The 19678-nt window shown below is 65.6% G+C and carries 21 protein-coding genes; 8 read left to right on the plus strand and 13 right to left on the minus strand.

Annotated elements, in window-relative coordinates:
* The first annotated feature begins 206 nt into the window (after window positions 1–206).
* From AC1VWL_RS17020 to AC1VWL_RS17045, 6 genes are all read left to right on the plus strand, one after another.
* The gene (locus AC1VWL_RS17020; protein WP_482987459.1) at window positions 207–839 is read left to right on the plus strand and encodes a LemA family protein; all 633 of its coding nucleotides are present in this window, start codon (window positions 207–209) and stop codon (window positions 837–839) included.
* A gap of 10 nt (window positions 840–849) precedes the next feature.
* On the plus strand, window positions 850–1752 hold the full coding sequence (locus AC1VWL_RS17025) for a TPM domain-containing protein (protein ID WP_482987460.1): 903 nt from the start codon (window positions 850–852) through the stop codon (window positions 1750–1752).
* Entirely contained in the window at window positions 1752–2243 is a 492-nt protein-coding gene (locus AC1VWL_RS17030) for a TPM domain-containing protein (protein WP_482987461.1), read from the plus strand. The genes AC1VWL_RS17025 and AC1VWL_RS17030 overlap by 1 nt, the downstream gene beginning before the upstream one ends.
* Before the next feature lie 66 nt (window positions 2244–2309).
* Window positions 2310–3218, plus strand: a complete 909-nt coding sequence (lgt, locus tag AC1VWL_RS17035; RefSeq protein WP_482987462.1) for a prolipoprotein diacylglyceryl transferase — start codon at window positions 2310–2312, stop codon at window positions 3216–3218.
* Entirely contained in the window at window positions 3215–4009 is a 795-nt protein-coding gene (locus AC1VWL_RS17040; protein WP_482987463.1) for a thymidylate synthase, read from the plus strand. Before lgt ends, AC1VWL_RS17040 begins: the two co-directional genes overlap by 4 nt.
* Window positions 4009–4500, plus strand: coding sequence for a dihydrofolate reductase (locus AC1VWL_RS17045; protein ID WP_482987464.1), 492 nt, complete (start codon window positions 4009–4011; stop codon window positions 4498–4500). Before AC1VWL_RS17040 ends, AC1VWL_RS17045 begins: the two co-directional genes overlap by 1 nt.
* A 215-nt stretch (window positions 4501–4715) precedes the next feature.
* On the opposite strand, the gene AC1VWL_RS17050 is transcribed toward AC1VWL_RS17045, so the two are convergent.
* The 10 genes from AC1VWL_RS17050 to AC1VWL_RS17095 form a co-directional block, all read right to left on the minus strand.
* The gene (locus AC1VWL_RS17050; protein WP_482987465.1) at window positions 4716–5357 is read right to left on the minus strand and encodes a DUF1287 domain-containing protein; all 642 of its coding nucleotides are present in this window, start codon (window positions 5355–5357) and stop codon (window positions 4716–4718) included.
* The gene (locus tag AC1VWL_RS17055) at window positions 5354–6403 is read right to left on the minus strand and encodes a symmetrical bis(5'-nucleosyl)-tetraphosphatase (RefSeq protein WP_482987466.1); all 1050 of its coding nucleotides are present in this window, start codon (window positions 6401–6403) and stop codon (window positions 5354–5356) included. The genes AC1VWL_RS17050 and AC1VWL_RS17055 overlap by 4 nt, the downstream gene beginning before the upstream one ends.
* Window positions 6403–6786: a Co2+/Mg2+ efflux protein ApaG gene (gene apaG, locus AC1VWL_RS17060; protein ID WP_482987467.1), complete on the minus strand. Its 384-nt coding sequence runs from the start codon at window positions 6784–6786 to the stop codon at window positions 6403–6405. Before apaG ends, AC1VWL_RS17055 begins: the two co-directional genes overlap by 1 nt.
* Window positions 6787–6835: 49 nt before the next feature.
* Window positions 6836–7642 (minus strand): 16S rRNA (adenine(1518)-N(6)/adenine(1519)-N(6))-dimethyltransferase RsmA, encoded by an 807-nt coding sequence (gene rsmA, locus AC1VWL_RS17065; protein WP_481534176.1) that lies wholly within the window; start codon window positions 7640–7642, stop codon window positions 6836–6838.
* Window positions 7639–8619, minus strand: a complete 981-nt coding sequence (pdxA, locus tag AC1VWL_RS17070; protein ID WP_482987468.1) for a 4-hydroxythreonine-4-phosphate dehydrogenase PdxA — start codon at window positions 8617–8619, stop codon at window positions 7639–7641. The genes rsmA and pdxA overlap by 4 nt, the downstream gene beginning before the upstream one ends.
* A 3-nt stretch (window positions 8620–8622) precedes the next feature.
* Window positions 8623–9981 (minus strand): peptidylprolyl isomerase, encoded by a 1359-nt coding sequence (locus tag AC1VWL_RS17075; RefSeq protein WP_482987469.1) that lies wholly within the window; start codon window positions 9979–9981, stop codon window positions 8623–8625.
* Complete coding sequence (gene lptD, locus AC1VWL_RS17080; RefSeq protein ID WP_482987470.1) at window positions 9978–12407, minus strand: LPS-assembly protein LptD; 2430 nt, start codon at window positions 12405–12407, stop codon at window positions 9978–9980. The genes AC1VWL_RS17075 and lptD overlap by 4 nt, the downstream gene beginning before the upstream one ends.
* A 97-nt stretch (window positions 12408–12504) precedes the next feature.
* Complete coding sequence (locus AC1VWL_RS17085; protein ID WP_482987471.1) at window positions 12505–13428, minus strand: histone deacetylase family protein; 924 nt, start codon at window positions 13426–13428, stop codon at window positions 12505–12507.
* Between the two features lie 57 nt (window positions 13429–13485).
* Window positions 13486–14040, minus strand: coding sequence for a cob(I)yrinic acid a,c-diamide adenosyltransferase (locus AC1VWL_RS17090; RefSeq protein ID WP_482987472.1), 555 nt, complete (start codon window positions 14038–14040; stop codon window positions 13486–13488).
* Window positions 14041–14054: 14 nt separating this feature from the next.
* Window positions 14055–14636 (minus strand): hypothetical protein, encoded by a 582-nt coding sequence (locus AC1VWL_RS17095; RefSeq protein ID WP_481534181.1) that lies wholly within the window; start codon window positions 14634–14636, stop codon window positions 14055–14057.
* A 114-nt stretch (window positions 14637–14750) separates the two neighbouring features.
* Here AC1VWL_RS17095 and ubiH point away from each other — a divergent pair, with 114 nt between their 5' ends.
* Window positions 14751–15962: a 2-octaprenyl-6-methoxyphenyl hydroxylase gene (gene ubiH, locus AC1VWL_RS17100; RefSeq protein WP_482987473.1), complete on the plus strand. Its 1212-nt coding sequence runs from the start codon at window positions 14751–14753 to the stop codon at window positions 15960–15962.
* On the plus strand, window positions 15959–17137 hold the full coding sequence (locus AC1VWL_RS17105) for a UbiH/UbiF family hydroxylase (RefSeq protein ID WP_482987474.1): 1179 nt from the start codon (window positions 15959–15961) through the stop codon (window positions 17135–17137). The genes ubiH and AC1VWL_RS17105 overlap by 4 nt, the downstream gene beginning before the upstream one ends.
* 200 nt (window positions 17138–17337) lie before the next feature.
* Here the strand turns inward: AC1VWL_RS17105 and AC1VWL_RS17110 are convergent, their stop codons facing one another.
* The 3 genes from AC1VWL_RS17110 to AC1VWL_RS17120 form a co-directional block, all read right to left on the minus strand.
* Window positions 17338–17739: an EF-hand domain-containing protein gene (locus tag AC1VWL_RS17110; protein WP_482987475.1), complete on the minus strand. Its 402-nt coding sequence runs from the start codon at window positions 17737–17739 to the stop codon at window positions 17338–17340.
* Between the two features lie 90 nt (window positions 17740–17829).
* Window positions 17830–18552: a hypothetical protein gene (locus AC1VWL_RS17115; protein ID WP_282273369.1), complete on the minus strand. Its 723-nt coding sequence runs from the start codon at window positions 18550–18552 to the stop codon at window positions 17830–17832.
* Between the two features lie 63 nt (window positions 18553–18615).
* Window positions 18616–19617: an SMP-30/gluconolactonase/LRE family protein gene (locus AC1VWL_RS17120; RefSeq protein ID WP_482987476.1), complete on the minus strand. Its 1002-nt coding sequence runs from the start codon at window positions 19615–19617 to the stop codon at window positions 18616–18618.
* Window positions 19618–19678: the final 61 nt, after the last annotated feature.

A 19678-nucleotide genomic window follows, 5' to 3' on the forward strand; every position in this document is an offset into this window, starting at 1 on the left:
TGTTTTTTGGCGCGGGGCGGGCCCGCCCCCCGGGCGGCCTCGGGGGGGCCGGGGGGGGGGTCCACAACCCCTTGGCTGGCGCGGGGCGGGGCGCCCCCCGCTCCTACAACCGCTTGCCCCGGAGGCTTTGGCGGCCCCCCGGTCTTTGCAGACCTTGAACAGGCAACGTGGCATGCTCGGCACTCCAGCCATCCAGGGCCCGACCCATGCGCCAGTACCTTCGCCTGATGTTGCTTGTCATCGCGGTGATTTCCGTTTCCGGCTGTGGCTACAACGCCATCCAGCAGAAGGATGAGGCGGTCAAGGCCGGCTGGTCCGAGGTGGTCAACCAGTACAAGCGCCGCGCCGACCTGATCCCCAACCTGGTCAATACCGTGCAGGGCTATGCCCAGCAGGAGCGGCAGGTGCTGACCGAGGTCACCAATGCCCGTTCAAAGGTGGGGCAGATCCAGGTCAATGCAGACGATGCCGATTCGCTCAAGCAGTTCCAGCAGGCCCAGGGCGAGCTGGGCAGCGCGCTGTCGCGGCTGCTGGTGGTCAGCGAGAACTACCCGACGCTGAAGTCGGACCAGAACTTCCGCGACCTGCAGGCGCAGTTGGAAGGCACCGAGAACCGCATCACCGTGGCCCGCGGCCGCTACATCCAGCTGGTGCAGGACTACAACACCTACATCCGCTCGTTCCCGCAGGTGATCACCGCCAAGATGTTCGGCTATGCGGCCAAACCCAACTTCACCGTCGACAACGAGGCGCAGATCGCACAGCCGCCGACCGTGAGCTTCGGCAACCAGCCGGCAGCGCCGCAGCAGACGGCGCCGCAGCCCGCGCCGGCGCAGTGAGCCGCGCGCGATGAGCGCGTTGCTGCAGCGCTTGGGCTTGCTGCTGTGCCTGCTTGGCCTCGGCTGGGCAGGCCCGGCGCTGGCCCAGCAGCTGACGCCGATCCCGCCGCTGGATTCGCCGGTGGTCGATACCACCGGCACCCTGGATGCGGCGCAGAAGCAGGCGTTGGAGCAGCAGGCCATTGCCCTGCAGCAGCGCAAGGGCGCGCAGCTGCAGGTGCTGATCGTGCCGACTACCCAGCCCGAGGACATCGCCCAGTACAGCACCCGCGTGTTCGACCAGTGGGCGATCGGTCGCAAGGGCGTGGATGATGGCGTGCTGCTGCTGGTGGCCAAGGATGACCGCAGGGTGCGGATCGAGCCGGGTTACGGTCTGGAAGGTGCCATCCCCGATGCCATCGCCAACCGGGTGATCCAGGAATACCTGGTGCCGCACTTCCGCCAGAACGACTACGCCGGTGGCATCACCGCCGCCAGCGGCGTGCTGGTCAAGATCATCGACGGCGAGGAGCTGCCGGCTCCGGTCAGCAGCAATCGCGATGGCGGCGGTGGCGGCGGTGATTCGATCTTTTTCTTCGCGATCATGATCGGTGTGTTTGCCTCCACCTTCATGCGCATGCTGCTGGCCAAGCTGCCGCGGCCGATCCGTGGCGTGGTCTCGGGCCTGATTGCCGGTGCGGCCGGTTGGCTGCTGCTGTCGGTGCTTGGCGGCGGTATTGCCGCGCTGGTGGCCTTCCTGTTGTCGCTGGGCAAGGGTTCCAGCGGTGGCTTTGCCAGCGGTGGTGGCTGGGGCGGCGGAGGTGGCTTCGGTGGCGGTGGTTTTGGCGGAGGCGGTGGGGGCTTCGGCGGAGGCGGCGGTTGGGCCGGCGGTGGTGGACGTTCGGGAGGCGGTGGCGCCTCGGGGAGCTGGTGATGCGCTGGTTACGACATTTCTTTGCTCCCTCCGCGCATGCCGCATTCCCGGAAACCAGCCTGGACCGGATCGCCCACGCCATTGCCGACGGCGAGCGCCTGCACAGCGGCCAGGTGATGTTCGCGGTCGAGTCCGACCTGCCGCTTGCCCTGCTGTGGAAGAACACCAGCCCCCGCGCCCGTGCCGAGCACGCCTTCGCGCTGCTGCGTACCTGGGACACCGAGGCCAACAACGGCGTGCTGATCTATCTGCTGCTGGCCGATCATGCCATCGAGATCGTTGCCGACCGTGGCCTGCAGGCACGGGTGGATGCGGCGCAATGGCAGCTGATCTGCGATCACCTGCGCGAGCAGCTGAGCGGGAATACGCGCGAGGAGGCCGTGCTGGCGGCGGTGGCTGAGGTCTCGCAGCTGCTGTCGGCGCATTTCCCGCCCGACCCGGCAGGGCGCACCCGCAATGAGTTACCTGACCGCCCGCAGGTGTTCGGCTGAAGCATGGGTTGAGTGGCAAGGGCCGCTACCCCGAGAATAGGGGCTGGTTCGCCTGACAGTGCCCGCATGCTCTTTCTCCATGACATAGACCCCATCGCTTTCTCGCTGGGTCCGATCGACGTGCACTGGTACGGCGTCATGTACCTGCTCGGCTTCGCCGCCGCCTGGTGGCTGGGCCGTTCCCGCATCCTCGCCGGGCGCTTGCCGGGCGTGGACATGAATGGCTTCTCCGACCTGCTGTTCTACGCGATGCTGGGCGTGGTGCTGGGCGGACGCATCGGCTACATGTTGTTCTACGCAACTGCCGATTTCCTCGCCAACCCGCTGATCCTGCTGCGGGTCTGGGAAGGTGGCATGAGCTTCCACGGTGGCCTGATCGGCGTGTTGATCGCCGGCTGGTGGTGGACGCGCAAGCACAAGCTGCATTTCTTCGACACCATCGACTTCGTCGCGCCGCTGGTGCCACTGGGCCTGGGTTTTGGTCGACTGGGCAATTTCATTGGTGGCGAGTTGTACGGCAAGTTCACCAATGCCGGCTGGGGCGTGATCTTCCCGCATTCGCCGCTGAAGGATGTTCCGGCCGGATTGCCGGCGATGGAACAGCTGCTGTCGGCTGCGCAGATCCAGCAGGACTATGCTGCCGGCCTGCTCAGCCAGTACGCGCGCCATCCTTCGCAGTTGTATGAAGCATTGCTGGAAGGGCTGGTGATGTTCCTGGTGCTGTGGTTCTACTCGATGAAGCCGCGCCCGCGTTACGCCGTGTCCGGCCTGTTCGCGCTGCTGTATGGGTGCTTCCGCTTCCTGATCGAGTTCGTGCGCATGCCCGACAACGGCGTGTATATCGCGTTTGAGTGGTTGACCCGTGGCCAGATCCTGAGCCTGCCGTTGATCGTGCTGGGCTTGGTGTTGCTGGCAATGTCGCGCCGCGCGCCGGTGTTGCAGCCGGTGCTTCCACTGGAAGAGAAGAAGGCATGAAGCACTATCTGGATCTGCTGCAGCATGTGATGGAGCACGGCACCGAGAAGTCCGACCGCACCGGCACCGGCACGCGCAGCGTGTTCGGCTGGCAGATGCGTTTCGACCTCAGCCAGGGCTTCCCGCTGGTCACCACCAAGAAGCTGCACCTGCGCTCGATCATCCATGAGCTGCTGTGGTTCCTGAAAGGCGATACCAATATCGGCTACCTGAAGGACAACAAGGTCAATATCTGGGACGAGTGGGCCGATGCCAACGGCGACCTCGGTCCGGTCTACGGCAAGCAGTGGCGCAGCTGGGCCACCGCTGATGGCCGCGAGATCGACCAGATGCAATGGCTGGTGGACGAGATCAAGCGCAATCCGGATTCGCGCCGTTTGGTGGTCAGCGCCTGGAACGTCGGCGAGCTGTCGCAGATGGCGCTGATGCCCTGCCACAACCTGTTCCAGTTCTATGTAGTGGACGGCAAGCTCAGCTGCCAGCTGTACCAGCGCAGCGGCGACATCTTCCTCGGCGTGCCGTTCAACATCGCCAGCTATGCCTTGCTGACGCATATGGTGGCGCAGGCGACCGGACTGGGCGTTGGCGATTTCGTGCACACGCTGGGCGACGCGCACATCTATTCCAACCACTACGAGCAGGCCCGCGAGCAGCTGTCGCGCGAACCACGCGCGCTGCCCACGCTGTGGTTGAACCCGGAGGTGACCGACCTGTTCGGCTTCCAGTTCGACGACATCCGCATCGACGGCTACGACCCGCATCCGGCAATCAAGGCACCGGTGGCGGTGTGATGAAGCTGTCGATGATCGCCGCGTTGGATCGCAACCATGGCATCGGCCATGACAATGCGATGCCGTGGCATCTGCCGGATGACTTCAAGCACTTCAGGGCGCTGACCCTGGGCAAGCCCATCCTGATGGGACGCAAGACCGCCGAGTCGCTGGGCCGCGCGCTGCCTGGGCGTACCAACCTGGTGCTGACGCGTAGCGGGCAGGTGCCGTTTGCGGGCATGCGTGCGGTGGCTTCATTGGATGAGGCGCGGGCGATTGCGGCAGGCGAGGGCGCTGACGAGTTGTGCGTGATTGGTGGCGGTGAGATCTATCGGCTGTTGCAGGATCAGGCCACCGACCTGCAGCTGACCTTGGTCGATGCCGAGGTGAACGCCGATACGCATTTTCCGGACGTCGACCCGGCACAGTGGCGCGAGGTGGATAGCCAGGCGCATGCAGCGGATGAGCGGCATGCGTTTGCGTTCCGGTTCGTGCATTACGTGCGGCGTTGAGTTGTTTTGAAACTCAAAAGCTAGAAGCTACGAAGCTACCCCTCCCCAACCCTCCCCTTGGCTATGCCAAAGGGAGGGGGTAACAGCCTTGGCTGCGCGAAATGGTGCAGCCGGCGAGATCCGCCCCCTCCCTTTGGCATAGCCAAGGGGAGGGTTGGGGAGGGGTAGCTCTTTGCCCCTTGCATCAGGCTTTCAAGACCTCGCAGGAGACCCGATCACCCCGGCATCCGGTAATGCCCGATGATCGTGTGCAGGAACAACAGATCCTGCTCCTGCGTCCCTTGGGCGATGTTGTGCAGCACCAGCGGGGTGCCGTCGTCCAATCGCCGATCCGAGACGATGCCCACATGCAGCAACCCGTTGCCATTGAGCTTCCATGCCACGATGTCGCCGGCGGCGTAGTCGTCGGCGCGTGTGCTGATCGGTAGTTCCCAGCCCTCACGCTGGAACCAGCGCATCTGGTTGGGCACGCGGCGGTGGTCAATGTTTCGATCCGGTCGCGACAATCCCCATAGCTGCGGATAGGCGCCGAAGTTCCCGCGCATGTCCTCGTTGATGCGTTGCTGCAGATCGATGCCCTGCGTGCGCAGGGCGCGGATCACCACATCGGTGCAGACGCCACGATCCGCTGGCGGATCGCCACCTGGGTAGGTCAGTGGGAAATAGGCGGGGTCGTAGCGGGTGGTGACCCCGATCTGTGCCCGTGCGGCCGCAACCAGCGCAGGTGAAATGACTTGCGGCGCGGCTTCATTGGCCGCCTGCGACGGTAGGCTTGCCTCGCTGCCGTTGGGCTGCGGACGGCAGCCCGCAAGCAATGCAATGACCATCAGCACCAGTGCCGATGGCCAAGCCCTCATGCAGCCGGTCCGTTGTTGTCCGGTGTGGGCGTGCTGTTGCTGCCGTTGTTGTTGCCATTGCCATTGCGCCCACGCGGACGATGACGGCGCGGGCGCCGGCGTTGTTCGCCGCTGCGCTCGGTGCGCTGAGCTTCGCCGCGGGGTTCGGGCTTGGACTCGGACTTGGCGTCCACCTTGGCTTCCACACGCGGCTTGCGCGGCGGGTGCTGGCCTGGCACCGGTGCGGGCACGTCGCGGCCCGGTACCTGCACCACGCGCAGGTCTTCGCTGTCCAACTGCAGTGCGGTGAGCTTGCCCCCCCAGACTGCGCCGGTATCGATCGCATGCACGCCCTGGGTGATGGTCAGGCCCAGGGCTGACCAATGGCCGCAGACCATCTTCAGCTCGCGCTCGACCCTGCCAGGCACTTCAAACCACGGGTACATGCCTTGCGGCTGGGTGCCCGGGGTGCCCTTGTCTTCCATGCCGATGCGCCCGCTTGGGGTGCAGTAACGCATGCGAGTGAAGATGTTGATGATCGCGCGCGAGCGGTCGTAGCCGCTCAGGCCCGGCGACCATGCTGGCTTGTCGCCATACATATTGCGGAACAGCTTGCGGTAGCCGTTGCCGTGCAGTTGCAGCTCGACTTCGCGGGCATGCTTTTCGGCCAGTGCCACGGTCCACTTCGGTGCCAGGCCGGCATGGAACATCATCCAGCCCAGCTCACGGTCGACGTGGGCCAGTTTCTGCATGCGCAGCCAGTCCAGCAATACGTCACGGTCCTCGGCCAGCACGATACGCTGCAGGTCGGGGTTGACCTTGCGCTGCTCCTCTTCGCTGCGGGCGCCAATGGCCAGCAGGGACAGGTCGTGGTTGCCGAGCACGGTGACGCTGTGTTCGCGCAGTGAATGCACAAGCCGCAGTGTTTCCAGCGACTGGCCGCCACGGTTGACCAGGTCACCAGCGAACCACAGTTTGTCTGCAGCCGGATCGAAGTTGATCTTCTCCAGCAAACGCTGGGTGACGTCGTAGCAGCCCTGCAGGTCGCCAATTGCCCAGGTCGCCATCAGTGCAGCGTCCTTGGGATGGTGAGCACGAACGGCGCGATCGGTGCGGCGAACTCGGTGCCGTCGTCGGCGATCATGTCGTAGTGGCCTTGCATGGTGCCGTGCTCGGTGCCGAGCATTACCCCGGAGGTATAGCGGAACTCTTCACCGGGGCGCAGCCTTGGCTGCTCGCCGACCACGCCATCGCCATCGACGGTCTCGACCCGGCCTTCGCCGTCGGTGATGCGCCAGTGGCGGCTGATCAGCCGCGCCGGCATGGTGCCGCGGTTGTGGATGCGGATCGTGTAGGCGAACGCAAAGCGGCCGTCTTCAGGGGCCGACTGGTCGTCGATGAAACGAGGCGAGACCTCGATCTCGATCGCGTAGTGGCGGTTGTCTTCCATGGGAGGAGTGTAAGCAAAAGCAGGTGATCGGTTTGCGTGTTTGCAGCGCTTATTCGTGCGGCAGGTTGGCAAGCCTGATGAAATCGGCAACTTCCAGCTGTTCGGCGCGGGCATCACTGCGTACGCCGGCGGCTTCGAACTGGGCCTGGTCGATGACGCCATTGAGGGCGTTGCGCAGGGTTTTGCGGCGCTGGCCGAAGGCGGCGCGGACCACGTCGGCGAAGCGCTTGCGGTCGTTGATGCCGACGCTGGCGGGGTCGCGTGGGATCAGCCGGACCACGGCCGAATCCACCTTCGGCGGTGGCCGGAATGCGCCCGGCGGCACCACGAACAAGGCGCGCACCTCGCAGAACGCCTGCAGCATCACGCTCAACCGGCCGTAAACCTTGCTGCCGGGGCCGGCGGCCATGCGGTCGACCACCTCCTTCTGCAGCATGAAGGTCATGTCCGAGATCGCCGCGGCATGGTCCAGCGCGTGGAACAGGATCGGCGAGGAGATGTTGTATGGCAGGTTGCCGACCAGGCGGATGCTGGAGCCGGCGGCCAACTCGGTGAAATCCACCCGCAGCACGTCGCTGTGGACGATGGTCAGCTCGCCCAGCGGCGCGGCAGCTTCGGTCAGCGGCGCGATCAGGTCGCGATCGAACTCGATGACGGTCAGCCTGGGATGGCGGCGCAGCAACGGGAAGGTGATGGCGCCCTGGCCCGGGCCGATCTCGACCAGACGGTCGTCGCCCTTCGGGTCGACCGCCATGACGATCTTCTCGACGTAATATTTGTCCGCCAGAAAGTGCTGGCCGAGCTGCTTCTTGGCCGGGGCGGTGAAGCCCGTGCGCGGGGAATGGTCTGAATTCATGTATTGATTTTACGTTGTGCAGCCAGCTGCGCGCATAACGCCGTTGCCGCGAACAGGCTGGAGGGGTCGGCCACGCCCTTGCCGGCGAGGTCCAGGGCGGTGCCGTGGTCCACCGCGACGCGCGGGTAGGGCAGGCCCAGGGTGATATTGGTGGCCTGCTCGAAGCCGCTGTATTTGAGCACCGGCAGGCCCTGGTCGTGGTACATCGCCAGCACCGCGTCGAAACCGGCCAGTTTGGTTGGCAGGAAGGCGGTGTCGGCGGGCAATGGGCCGATCAGGTTTAGCCCTTCGCCACGCATCTGCTCGAGCAGCGGAATGATCAGGTCCAGCTCTTCACGGCCGAGATGGCCATCTTCGCCGGCATGGGGGTTGAGCCCGAGCACGGCAATGCGCGGCTGCGCCAGGCCGAAATCGCGGCGCAGGGCTGCATCGGTGGTGCCGATGACCTTGCGCAGGCCGTCTGCGCTGATGGCGTCGGCGACGTCGCGCAGCGGCAGGTGGGTGGTTGCCAGGGCCACGCGCACGATGGCATTGGCCAGCATCATCACCACTTCGACGCCGGCCTGGTTGGCCAGCAGCTCGGTGGTGCCGCTATAGGCGATGCCGCCCTGGTTGATCACCGCCTTGTGCACCGGTCCGGTGACCACGCCGTCGAGGCTGCCGTCCAGGCAGGCCTGGCCGGCACCGAGCAGGGCATCGATCACCGCGTGCGCATTGCGCGGATCTGCATGGCCGAACTGCGAAGGGATGGCATTGCGGACTTCGCGCAGGCGCAGGTCGCCGGGACGGCTTGCTTCGGCGTGTTCGGGGAGTAATTGCAGCGGCAGGTTCAGCGCGCTGGCGGCGGCCCGCAATGTATCGGGGTCCGCAAACGCCAACAGCCGGCAGTCACTGCGCGGCTGTTGGGCAAGGCGAATGCAGAGTTCCGGGCCGATCCCGGAGGGCTCGCCCGGAACCAGAGCGAGCTGGGCAGCCATGGATCAGGGCTTGGCCGGTTCTGCCGGGGTGGTTGCCGTGTCGGCATTGCCCTCGGCGCGGTCACCGCTGCGGAAGCTGACGTAGGCTTCGCCACGCAGTTCCTGCAGGAAACGGTTGTACTCGTCGTCCAGCTTGCGGCGGCCGATCTGTTCACGGATCTGGGCGCGCTTGTTGTTGTCGCTCACGTCGGTCTGGCGGGTGGCCACGCGCTGCACGATGTGCCAGCCGGCGTCGGTGCGGAACGGGCTGCCGACGCCGTTGTCGCTCAGGCTTTCCACCTGCTTGCCGAAGTCCGGGCCGAAGGCATCGGCCGGGAACCAGCCCAGGTCACCGCCCTGGCCGCGGCTGTTGGTGTCGTCGGAGGACTCCTTGGCCACGGCCTGGAAGTCGGCGCCGCCAGCAATGCGTGCACGCAGGGTCTCGATCTTGGCCTTGGCAGCTGCATCGTCGACCTGGTCGGTGACGCGCACCAGGATGTGGCGGGCATGGTATTCGGTGACCTTCTGGCCGCCACCGGCGCTGCCGGCATCACGGGTTTCCACCAGCTTGAGCAACTGGAAGCCGCTCGGGCCGCGGATCGGGCCGAGCACGTCGCCGGCCTTCATGTTCTTGATCTGGTTGGCGAACGCGCTGGGGATTTCGTCGGCACTGCGCCAGCCCAGGTCACCGCCTTCCAATGCGTTGGGGCTGTCCGAGTAACGGACGGCAGCCGCGGAGAAGTCCAGTTCACCCTTGTCGAGCAGGCCCTTGACGCCGTCAACCTTGCTCTGGCCGGTGGCGATCTGCTCGGCAGTCGCGCCTTCGGGCAGGGCAATCAGGATGTGCGCCAGGTGGAACTGGGCACCGCCGGCGTTTTCCTGCGCCAGTGCGGCATCCACTTCACCTTCGCTGACGCTGATGCGACTCTGCGCGAAGCTCTGGCGCAGGCGCTGGGTGGTGATTTCCTCGCGCACCGAGTTACGGAAGTCGGAGAAACCAATGCCGTCCTGGCTCAGGCGCTGGCGCAGGCCATCGACCGTGGTGCCGTTCTGCTGGGCAATGCTGCCGATGGCGTGGTTGAGTTCTTCATCGCTGACGCGGATGCCGCTGCCATCGGCGCGGGCTACCTGCAGTTTGACCAGCACCAGACGCTCCAGAACCTGCCGTTCCAGTACGGATTCGGGTGGCAGCTGAGCCTCACGGCCAGCGTACTGGCCCTTGATGTTGGCGACCGCACGCTGCAGTTCGCTCTGCAGGATGACGTCCTCATCGACGATGGCGGCAATGCGATCCAGCGGTTGCGTCTGCTGCGCAACAGCCGGGGCGGCAACGCCGGAGAACGCCAGCAAGGTGGCGAGGACTGCAGGAAGGGTCTTGGTCATGGAATCTGGTTGGGATCGTAGTCGTCGTCGTTCGCTTCGATGTTGCTGGGCGGAACGAGGTAGAGGTCGTCTCGGTTGTAGCCGAGAATAGCACGGCGCAAGGTGCGGTCCGTGTTCTGTCCAACCGAGCTCAGGCCCTTGAGCACGAACTCGATCTGGAACGAATTGTTGAGGTCACCTTCGCGGTTCTTGACATAGCGGCGGGCCAGCGCCCGCACCGCCAGGCAGCAGCTGTCCCACTGTACGCCGCCGATGATCTCCAGCGGCTTGCTGTCGACCATGGAGTAGTAATAGCGGCCGACGACGCTCCAGCGCGGGTTGATCGGGTACAGGAAGGAGAAGTCAGCCTGCTTGAGCTGCTCCTTGCCCGTGCTCGGGTTGCCGCGGTAGCGGTAGGTCAGGTTGATCACGCCGTCGTCGGGCAGCAGGTAGCGTGCACGCACGCTGGCCAGGTCTTCCTTGCGGAACTTGGGATTCCACTGGTAGGTGGTGCCGAGGGTCCAACGGTCAGTCATGGCCCAGTTGACGTCGGCCACCCAGGCGGACTTGCTTTCGCTCACCACCGGGTCGCCGGGATTCACGGTGACCCGCGAGTCTTCGAAATAGGTGATCTGGCCAATGCTGGCGGAGAGCTTTTCGCGCCCGTCAGCCTGACGGATAAGACGGGTGGTCAACGCCGTGGTCAGCTGGTTGGCATCGTTCTGGCGGTCGGCGCCGGTGAAGCGCGAGTCGCGGAACAGCTGGCCCCAGCTGAAGGTGAAGGCGCGTGTGTCGAGCAGCGGCAGGTCCGACTGATCGCGGTACGGGGTGTTCAGGTAGAACAACCGGGGTTCCAGCGTATGCAGGTAGGACTTTCCGCCGAGCGTGGTTTCACGATCGAAGAACAGGCCCATGTCGATGCTGGCGATGGGCATGCTGCGGCTGGGCGAGGTGTTGCCGCGCAGCTGCTCCGGGGTCGGGTTGGTGATGCCGGCGGCATTCAGTTGCTTGAGACGGATATCGTCGGCCAGGCCGCGCTCCAGGTCATAGGCGGTGTAGCGCCAGGCCAGGGTCGGGGTGATGTACCAGGCGGCGCCGCCGAGCGGCATCGAGACATAAGGCTTGATGTCCAGGCGCGAGCCGCCAAACACCCGGGTGACGTCGCCGGTGCGGACATATTCGCCATCTGCATCCCGCGTCTTGAGGTGGATGTCATCGTGGGTGAAGCGCACCGCCTCGGCATACACGCCAGCTTCGAACCAGCGGCCGAAGCTCTCCTCCCAGGTGGCGAACAGCCGCGGCTGACGGCTGTAAGGCAGCGATTCCTCGGTGAGGGTGTAATCGGTCAGCTGCCATTCGTCGGCCATGATGCCAGCGGTCCAGGTGCGGCCGGTGCCGTACAGGCCAGCCGTGCTCTGCATGTTGGAGGCTGTGATGCCGTTCAGTCGGTTGGAAAAATCCTCGACGTAGCGCTCGTCGCTGACCCAGGCCAGGTTGGCGCGGGCCTGCCAGTTCTTGTCGATATTGTGGTAGCCATTGAACGACAGACTGCCGCGATCACGGTCGCGCAGTGAGTCGTTTGGCAGATATGTCGTTTCCAGCTGGCCGCGGCCACCGGAATACAGGTAGCGGAATTCATTGTCGAGCATGAGCCCGCGCTTGCTCATGTAGCGCGGGGTCAGGGTGTCATCGTAGTTCGGCGCCAGATTGAAGTAGATCGGCTGCGCGTAATCAAAGCCATTGCGTCCCGACAGGCTCAGCTTTGGATAAAGCAGGCCGGTCATGCGGCGGTCGTCGATCGGAAACTTGAAATAAGGCATGTACAGCACGGGCAGCTTGCCCACGCGTAGCACGGCATTGCGGGCGGTGCCGAAGCCTTCTTCATTGTCGACGTCGATCTGCGGCGCCACCAGCTTCCACACGGGCTGCGAGGGATCGCAGGTGGTGTAGCTGGAATGGTGCATCTGCCCGGTTGAACCCTGCAGGTCGACGGAGTCGGCCGAGCCGTTGCCGCGACGGGAAACCAGTTGGTAACGGATGTCGCTGATCTTGTGCGAGTCCGTTTCCTGATTGCCCTCTGCGCGCTCGGCGACCATGCGGATCGACGAATCCGAATAACGGACATTGCCCTCGGCGATGTAATTGCCGCTTTCGGTATCCAGACGCAGGCTGTCGGCGCCCATGAACTGGTCGCCACGCTTGAGCAGCACATTGCCCTGGTATTGCGGTACGGCGCTGGTGCCAGTGAGCTCGTTGCCCTCGATGTCGGTGGGCAGCTGCTCACGATTGGCCGCTGCAGCGGGATCTGCCGGCGGTGCCTCGTCAAAGGCGGGGAGCGTGTCGGTAGCCGGGCACAGGCCCCAGTTCACCGGCTTATCGTCGGCCCAGGCGGGCAGGCAGATGGCAATGCCCAGGGGCAGGGGGAGCAGGCGGAGAGCTTTGCGCACGCGGTTCGCATTCGGGGGGAAAACGGCCGCTAGCTTGCCGCATCGCCCGCGAGGGGGCAATGAAAGCCTGCCGGACGGGCCGGGTGGGGTTCATCCATCAACGGCTTGCGAGCAGTTCCTGGACGTGGGCGACACTGCATTCGCGCAGGGCCTGCAGGTCGTAGCCGCCTTCCAGCATCGATACCACACGGCCACTGCCATGGCGGTCGGCGAGCCTGACCAGCTCGCTGGTCAGCCAGCCGAAATCCTCGGTTTCGACCATCAGGTCAGCCTGCGGATCGCGCATGTGGGCATCGAAACCGGCCGAAATGAACAGCAACTGCGGTCGGAACGCCTCGATCTGCGGCAGCATCTCGTCGGCCCAGGTGTTGCGGAAGCGGAAGCCGCCGCTGCCCGGCGGCAGCAGGATGTTGCAGATATTGCCGACCCCGCGCTCGCGCATGTTGCCCGAATACGGGAACAGGCCCGACTGGTGAGTGCTGTAGTAGGCGATCTTGGGGTCGGTCTCGAAGATGGCCTGGGTGCCATTGCCGTGGTGTACGTCGAAATCGACGATGGCGATGCGCTCCAGGCCGTACTTGTCGCGGGCGTAGGCTGCTGCCACGGCGATGTTGTTGAACAGGCAGAAGCCCATCGCGGTATCGGCGGTGGCGTGGTGACCTGGCGGTCGTACCGCACAGAACACGTGCTTGTTGCCTTCTTCCAGCATCACCGCGTCGACTGCGGCGACGCCGGCACCGGCCGCATGCAGGGCCGCGCTGGCCGAGCCGGGCGAGCTGAAGGTGTCCAGGTCGATGCGCCTCAGCGGCGCGGTCTGCACCTGCAGCACCGAATCGATCAGCTCGCGGGTATGCACCCGGGCCAGTTCGCCAAGCTTGGCAGGCGGTGCGTTGCGCCATTCCAACTGGTCCGGGAACTCGGCGCGCAGGGCTGAGATGGCGGCGTGTAGACGCTCCGGCGACTCGGGGTGGTCGATGCCGGGGTCGTGTTCAAGGCAGGCAGGGTGGGTGAATACCAGCATGGCCGCACTGTAACCGTCGACGCCGCGCGCTGCGCGGCGTCGTATGGGAGGAGAGGATCAGCCGTGACGGCGTTCGTGGTTCCACAGTACCTCGCCATGGCCACCGGCCCGGGCAAGTACGCGGGACAACACGAACAACAGGTCGGACAGGCGGTTCAGGTAGCGCACCGCCTCGGCTCGGATGTCTTCGACGCGGGCCAAGGCCACGGTTTCACGCTCGGCACGGCGGACGATGGTGCGGGCCAGGTGGCAACGTGCCGCGCCCTCACCACCGGCTGGCAGGATGAAATCCTTCAACGGCGGCAGGTCGTCGTTGTAGCGGTCCAGGTGCTGCTCCAGCGCGTCGATGTCGGCGCCGTGGATGGCGGCGTGGCCGGGGATGCACAGCTCGCCGCCGAGGTCGAACAACTGGTGCTGGATGGTGGTCAGCAACGTGCGCACGTCGTCGGGCAGGTCCACTGCCAACAGCACGCCGATGGCCGAGTTGGCCTCGTCGACGGTGCCGTAGGCGTTGACCCGCAGCGAATCCTTGCCGGTGCGGCTGCCATCACCCAAGCCGGTGCTGCCATCGTCGCCGGTGCGGGTGTAGATCTTGGAAAGGCGGTTACCCATTGCCTGGCGTGCCCTTAGTGGGCAACGCGGCCAGCGGCCGGCTGCTTGCTGACGGCTTCAGCCACAACCTGCACCAGCGCGGCAGCACCGATGTACATGGCGGCGCTCTGCATGTACGGCAGCAGCCAGTCGCTGTAGTTCTTGGCCCAACCGGCGAAGGTCGGCTCGGCGACCGAGGCGCTGATCCAGTAGAAGCTGCCCTGGGCGATCAGGTGGCACAGCGCGACCGAACCGATCACGGTGGCGGCCAGCATGGCCAGCGACTTGAGGTTGGCGCTGCGGTAGTAGCGACGCAGCAGCATGCCGCCGGTCCACATCGCGAAGTAGGCCGGGATCAGCATCCAGTAAGCGGCCGACACGCAATAGTGCTGCCAGAAGCTCATGCCCTGGTTGGAGATCACCACCCAGTCAACCACCACCGCCAGGCCCATCAGCAGCGGGAACGCCCAGCGGGTCCAGGTGCGCAGGTAGAAGCCGCCAATGAAGAACACCGCCCACGAGGCATCCGGGACCGGCGCGAAGTGGTTGAGGCGGGTGCCGGCCATCAGCAGCACGAGCAGGGACAGGATGATGGCGCGTTGGGCGTTGGCGGTCATGGTGGCGGTTTCCGTTAATCAGACGGCCATTCTAGCCGCAGTGGGGGTGAACCGGCGGTTGCGCTGCGGCACGGGGCGGCGACCGGGCGGGTGAAGCCCCGTTATCATTGGCCCATGAGCAAGAACCATGACGTAGTGATCGTCGGTGGCGGGCTGGTTGGTGCCAGCCTGGCCATCGCATTGGACCGGCTGGGGCTGGATGTAGGGCTGATCGAGGCGACCCCGGGCGGCGCGCTGCCGGCGGTGTTCGACCAGCGCAACCTCAGTTTTGCCGCCGCCACGATCAATGCGCTGACCGCGCTGGGGGTGATGCAGAAGCTGGCCAACCCCGGCGGCCCGATCCGCCGCATCCACGTCAGCCGTGCCGGTGATTTTGGCCGGGTGCTGATGCAGGCGGCCGATTACGGGCGTGAGGCGTTCGGACAGGTGGTGGTGGCCCGCGACTTTGGCGACGCGCTGGAAGCGCGCCTTGGCGAGTTGCAGCAGCTGACCCGCTACCGCCCGGCGAAGTTTGTCGGCCTGGGGGCGTGCACCGATGGCCGCCGCGAGGTGCTCATTGCCGATGACGCTGGCGAACAGCGCCTGCAGGCCCGGCTGGTGGTTGGCGCCGATGGCACCCGCAGCGCGGTTCGGCAGGCGCTGGGGATCGAGGTCAGCGAACACGATTACCAGCAGACCCTGTTCGTGGCGCGGCTGCGCGCGGCCAAGGCACCGGACGGCTGCGCCTATGAGCGCTTCACCGATACCGGCCCGACCGCATTGCTACCGCGTGGCGACCGCCACTACGGCGTGGTCCACGGCGTCGCTCGCGAAGAGGCTGACGCGGTGATGGCACTGGACGACGCGGCGTGGCTGGCGCGGCTGCAGGACGCGGTGGGCTGGCGCGCCGGGCGGTTGCTGGAAAGCGGCCCGCGCAGCGCCTACCCGCTGATCCAGGTAGTGGCGCAGAAGCTGGTTGGCGAGCGCGCGCTGCTGCTGGGCAATGCCGCGCAGACCATCCACCCGCTGGGGGCGCAGGGTTTCAACCTCGGTCTGCGCGATGCGCTGACCCTGGCCGAGCTGATTGGCGCCGCCGCACAGGACCCGGGGAGTGAGGATCTGCTGCAGGCCTATGTGGCGCGACGCGGCCCGGACCGCGAGCAGACGTTGGCGTTCTCCGATGGGCTTGCCCGTTTGACCAGCAATGCCACGCCGCTGATACGGCCGCTGCGCAGCCTGGGGTTTGTCGCTGCGGCGCAAGCGCCGGCTGTGCAGTCCTTCCTGGTCGGCGGCGCGATGGGCTTCCGCGGGCAGGTGCCCGAGCTGTGCAGGAGTGAAGCGCGATGAGCCGGCGCGGACAGTGGGATGCGGTAATCGTCGGCGGTGGCGTGGTTGGCGCGGCCTGTGCGCTGGCGCTGGCCGGGGAAGGCCTGCAGGTGGCGATGGTGGAAGGCCGCGAGCCGCCGCCGTGGTCGCCACAGCAGCCGGACCTGCGGGTGTTCGCGTTTGCCGCCGATAACGCTGCCTTGCTGGAATCGCTGGGCGTGTGGAAGCAAGTGGATCAGGCCCGTGCCCGCGCGTATCGGCGTATGCGGGTGTGGGATGCCGGTGGTGGTGGCGATCTGACCTTCGATGCCGACACGCTTGGCCGCCGCGAGCTGGGCTGGATTGTCGAGAACGGCCTGCTGGTGGATCGGCTGTGGGCCGCATTGCCGGCTGCCGGGGTGCAGCTGTATTGCCCGGCGCGGGTGGAAGCGATGGAGCAGGATGCGCAGGGCGTGCGCCTGCGCCTGGATGACGGCCGTCGGGTCGAGGCTTCGATCGCGATTGCCGCCGATGGCGCCGAATCCACCCTGCGCACCTTGGCAGGCTTGGATGTCAGCCGACATGATTACGGCCAACGCGGCGTGGTCGCCTATGTAGACAGCGCGCTGCCGAACGAAGACACCGCCTGGCAGCGTTTCCTCGATACCGGCCCGTTGGCGGTGCTGCCGTTCGACCGCAACCGCAGCTCCATTGTCTGGACCTTGCCGGATGCCGAAGCCGAGCGGGTGCTGGCCCTGGATGAGGACAGCTTCAATCGTGAGCTGACCAATGCCTTTGCCGGGCGCTTGGGCGAGATGCGTTTGGTCTCGGCACGCGCGGCGTTCCCGCTGCGCCGGCAATTGGCCACCGCCTATGTGGCGGGGCGCGTACTGACCCTGGGTGATGCCGCGCATGTGGTGCATCCGCTGGCCGGGCAGGGCGTGAACCTGGGCCTGCGCGATGTCGCCGGCCTGCGTGATCTTGTGCGCGAAGCCAGGCAGCGTCGGCAGGACTGGAGTGCGCCACATCGCCTGCAGCGCTGGGCGCGTACCCGGCGCAGCGAGAACACGGTGGCCGCTTACAGCTTCGATGCGATCAACAAGGTGTTCTCCAACGACGAGATGCACCTGACTCTGGCGCGTGGCGCGCTATTGGGTCTGGCGGGCAAGATGCCGCCATTGATGTCGGTGTTCTGGAAGCGCGCCTCCGGCCTGTAGGCAAGGTAGTGCCGAGCCATGCTCGGCAAGAGGCTTTACCAGCAATCCCAATGTAGTGCCGAGCCATGCTCGGCAGGGGCCTTTCCGGTAACGCTCATGCCGAGCACGGCTCGGCACTACAGGTGAAGCGCATGCCGAGCACGGCTCGGCACTACAGGTGAAGCGCATGCCGAGCATGGCTCGGCACTACAGGTGATGCCTTAGCGCAGCCAGCCGGCCAACTGTTCGCGCGACAGCTTGCCGCGCCGCGCTGTATCCAAGGCATTGAATTCGTCAGCCAGGGCCGGATTGGCCTGCGCTTCCTCGCGGCTGATGAAACCATCGCCATCCACATCCATCGCGTCGAAGTCGATGCGGTAATTGCCGATCACGCTGTCCGGCTGGATCGAACGCACCGTGACCTGGGCCTGATCGGTAGGCATCAGGATCTGCGTGGAATGGGTGACCTTGCCAGTGGACAGCGATTGCTCGCGCACATGCACCGGCGCATCGTTCAACGGCATGCTGACCGCAGGCTCAGGGCGCGGCACGGTCTGGGCGTTGGTGGCAATGGGCAGCAGGATGGCAAACGCCAATGGCAGGGCAATACGAAACGCGGGCATGGCACGACTCATCGATGGTGGAAGCAGGTTCCGCCACGCAGGTGGCGGCAATGGTGATGGTAGTGCGCTGCAGCTGAACGGGCCAACCGCTCAGCCCGGAATGAACGGGAAGACCAGTTTCAGCAGGCCCTTCAAGCCACCTTCGGCGGTGGAACTGATCGCCTTCGCGCCCAGGCTGTTGAGCGCGCGCCGCAGATCGACCCAGCGCAGCTGGGTGACATCCTTCTTCAGCAGGTCGGCGACTTCTTCCGAGGCTGGGGCCAGCTTCTTCAAGGCGTCCAGCGTGGCCTGCGGATCGGGCTGCAGGTAGTTCCAGCGTTCGGCGATGTTGAGCAGGGTGTCGAAGCGCACTGCGACCACTTCGCGGTTACGTTCGTAAACCGGGATCGCGCCGACATCGAGGATGGCCTGTTCGAAGCGTTGGGCATCGTCGGGATGCTCGATGCGGATGGCGAGGAAGCCTTCCTTGCGGCTGCGCTCGCTGACGTGCTTTGCCCCGGAGCGCAGGTTGGCCTCGGTCAGCACCGCCGCGACGATGCGCTGCAGGGCGCTGTCGCCTTCTTCGGGTACCAGGGCCCGCCAGCGTGCATAGCCATCGCGGCGCAGGCCTTTGACCTTGGCGGGGGTGACCCGCAGCTGCAGGGCGACGGCAGCATTGGAGTCGCTGCGATTGATGGCGCCGTCGCGTTCGATCAATACGAAAATCAGCAGTTCAAGGTCGCGCTTGGTCAGCGACTGGAAACCCTGCATCAGGGTCAGTCGCAGAAACTCATTGCCGAAGCCGGCCGGGTCCTTCAGTTCGATGCTGTGCATTGCGGTTCCTCCCATGGCCTACAGCATGCCTGATATGGATTGCAGCAGCTGAGACTGGCGTCCTCAGGGGTTGGCTGATGCTCTCAAGCCGTATTCACGGCCGGGCCGGTCGGCCTGGAAGGTTTCCACCGCCCCCCGGTCCTGCAGGGTGACGAAGACCTGGCGGCCATCGCTGCCACCGAAAGCAAGATTGCTGGGCTTGCGGCCCTTGAGCGGCACTTCCCGCAGCAGCTTGCCGTCCGGCGCCACCACCGCAATCACCCCGGCGTCGTAACGGGCGATATAGAGATTGCCGTCGGCGTCGCAGCGCATGCCATCCATGCCGTGGTCATCGAAGCGGATCAGCAGGCGCTTGTTGCTGATGCTGCCGTCGGCGGCACGGTCGTAGACCCAGACAGTGCGCTGCACGCTTTCGTTGACGTACAGGCGCTGGCCATCGGGGCTGACCTCGATGCCATTGGTGGTGCCCATGCCGGTTTCGAGCAGGCGCACACTGCCATCGCGGTCGATGCGCCACAGCTGGCCGTCATCGGCCCTGGACCAGTTGGGATCGCTGGCGTAAAGCGTGCCGTCGGGGGCGAGGGCGATGTCGTTGGGCTGGTGCGCGTCTGCAAGATGCGCGAACACGCTGACGCTGGTTGAGCCTGGTGCCACGCGCAGGATGTTGTGACGCGGGTAGTCGGCGATATACATCGTGCCATCGCTGCCGAAGCGGATGCCGTTGCCGATGCTGCCTTCGGGCAGGGTGAGGAACAACGTTGCCTTGCCGGTTTCATCGACGCGGCCGATGGTGCCGTCCTTGCCGAGGTTGACCACATACAACGCGCCATCCGGGCCGGTCGCCGGGCCTTCGATGCCGGTGGTGAAGGTGCCATCGCTGACGTGGTCGCGGGCGATGAAGGTGTCGGCGGCCAGTGTGGTGCTGCTCAGGGTGATGAGCGCGAAGGCGGCGATGCGGGTGCGGGTGATCTGGCGGGCGATGGCGGCGACTTCCGTGTTGGTGGAAGCGCGAGTGTGCCAGAGGTGTGGGCTGGAGCGTGGGTGTGGTTGCGCGGGCAACGACATGTAGTGGCGGGCCCACAGCCCGCCGCGCGAGTAACGTAAATAACCAAACCACCCAAGGACG

This window comes from Stenotrophomonas sp. STEN063, assembly GCF_056854515.1.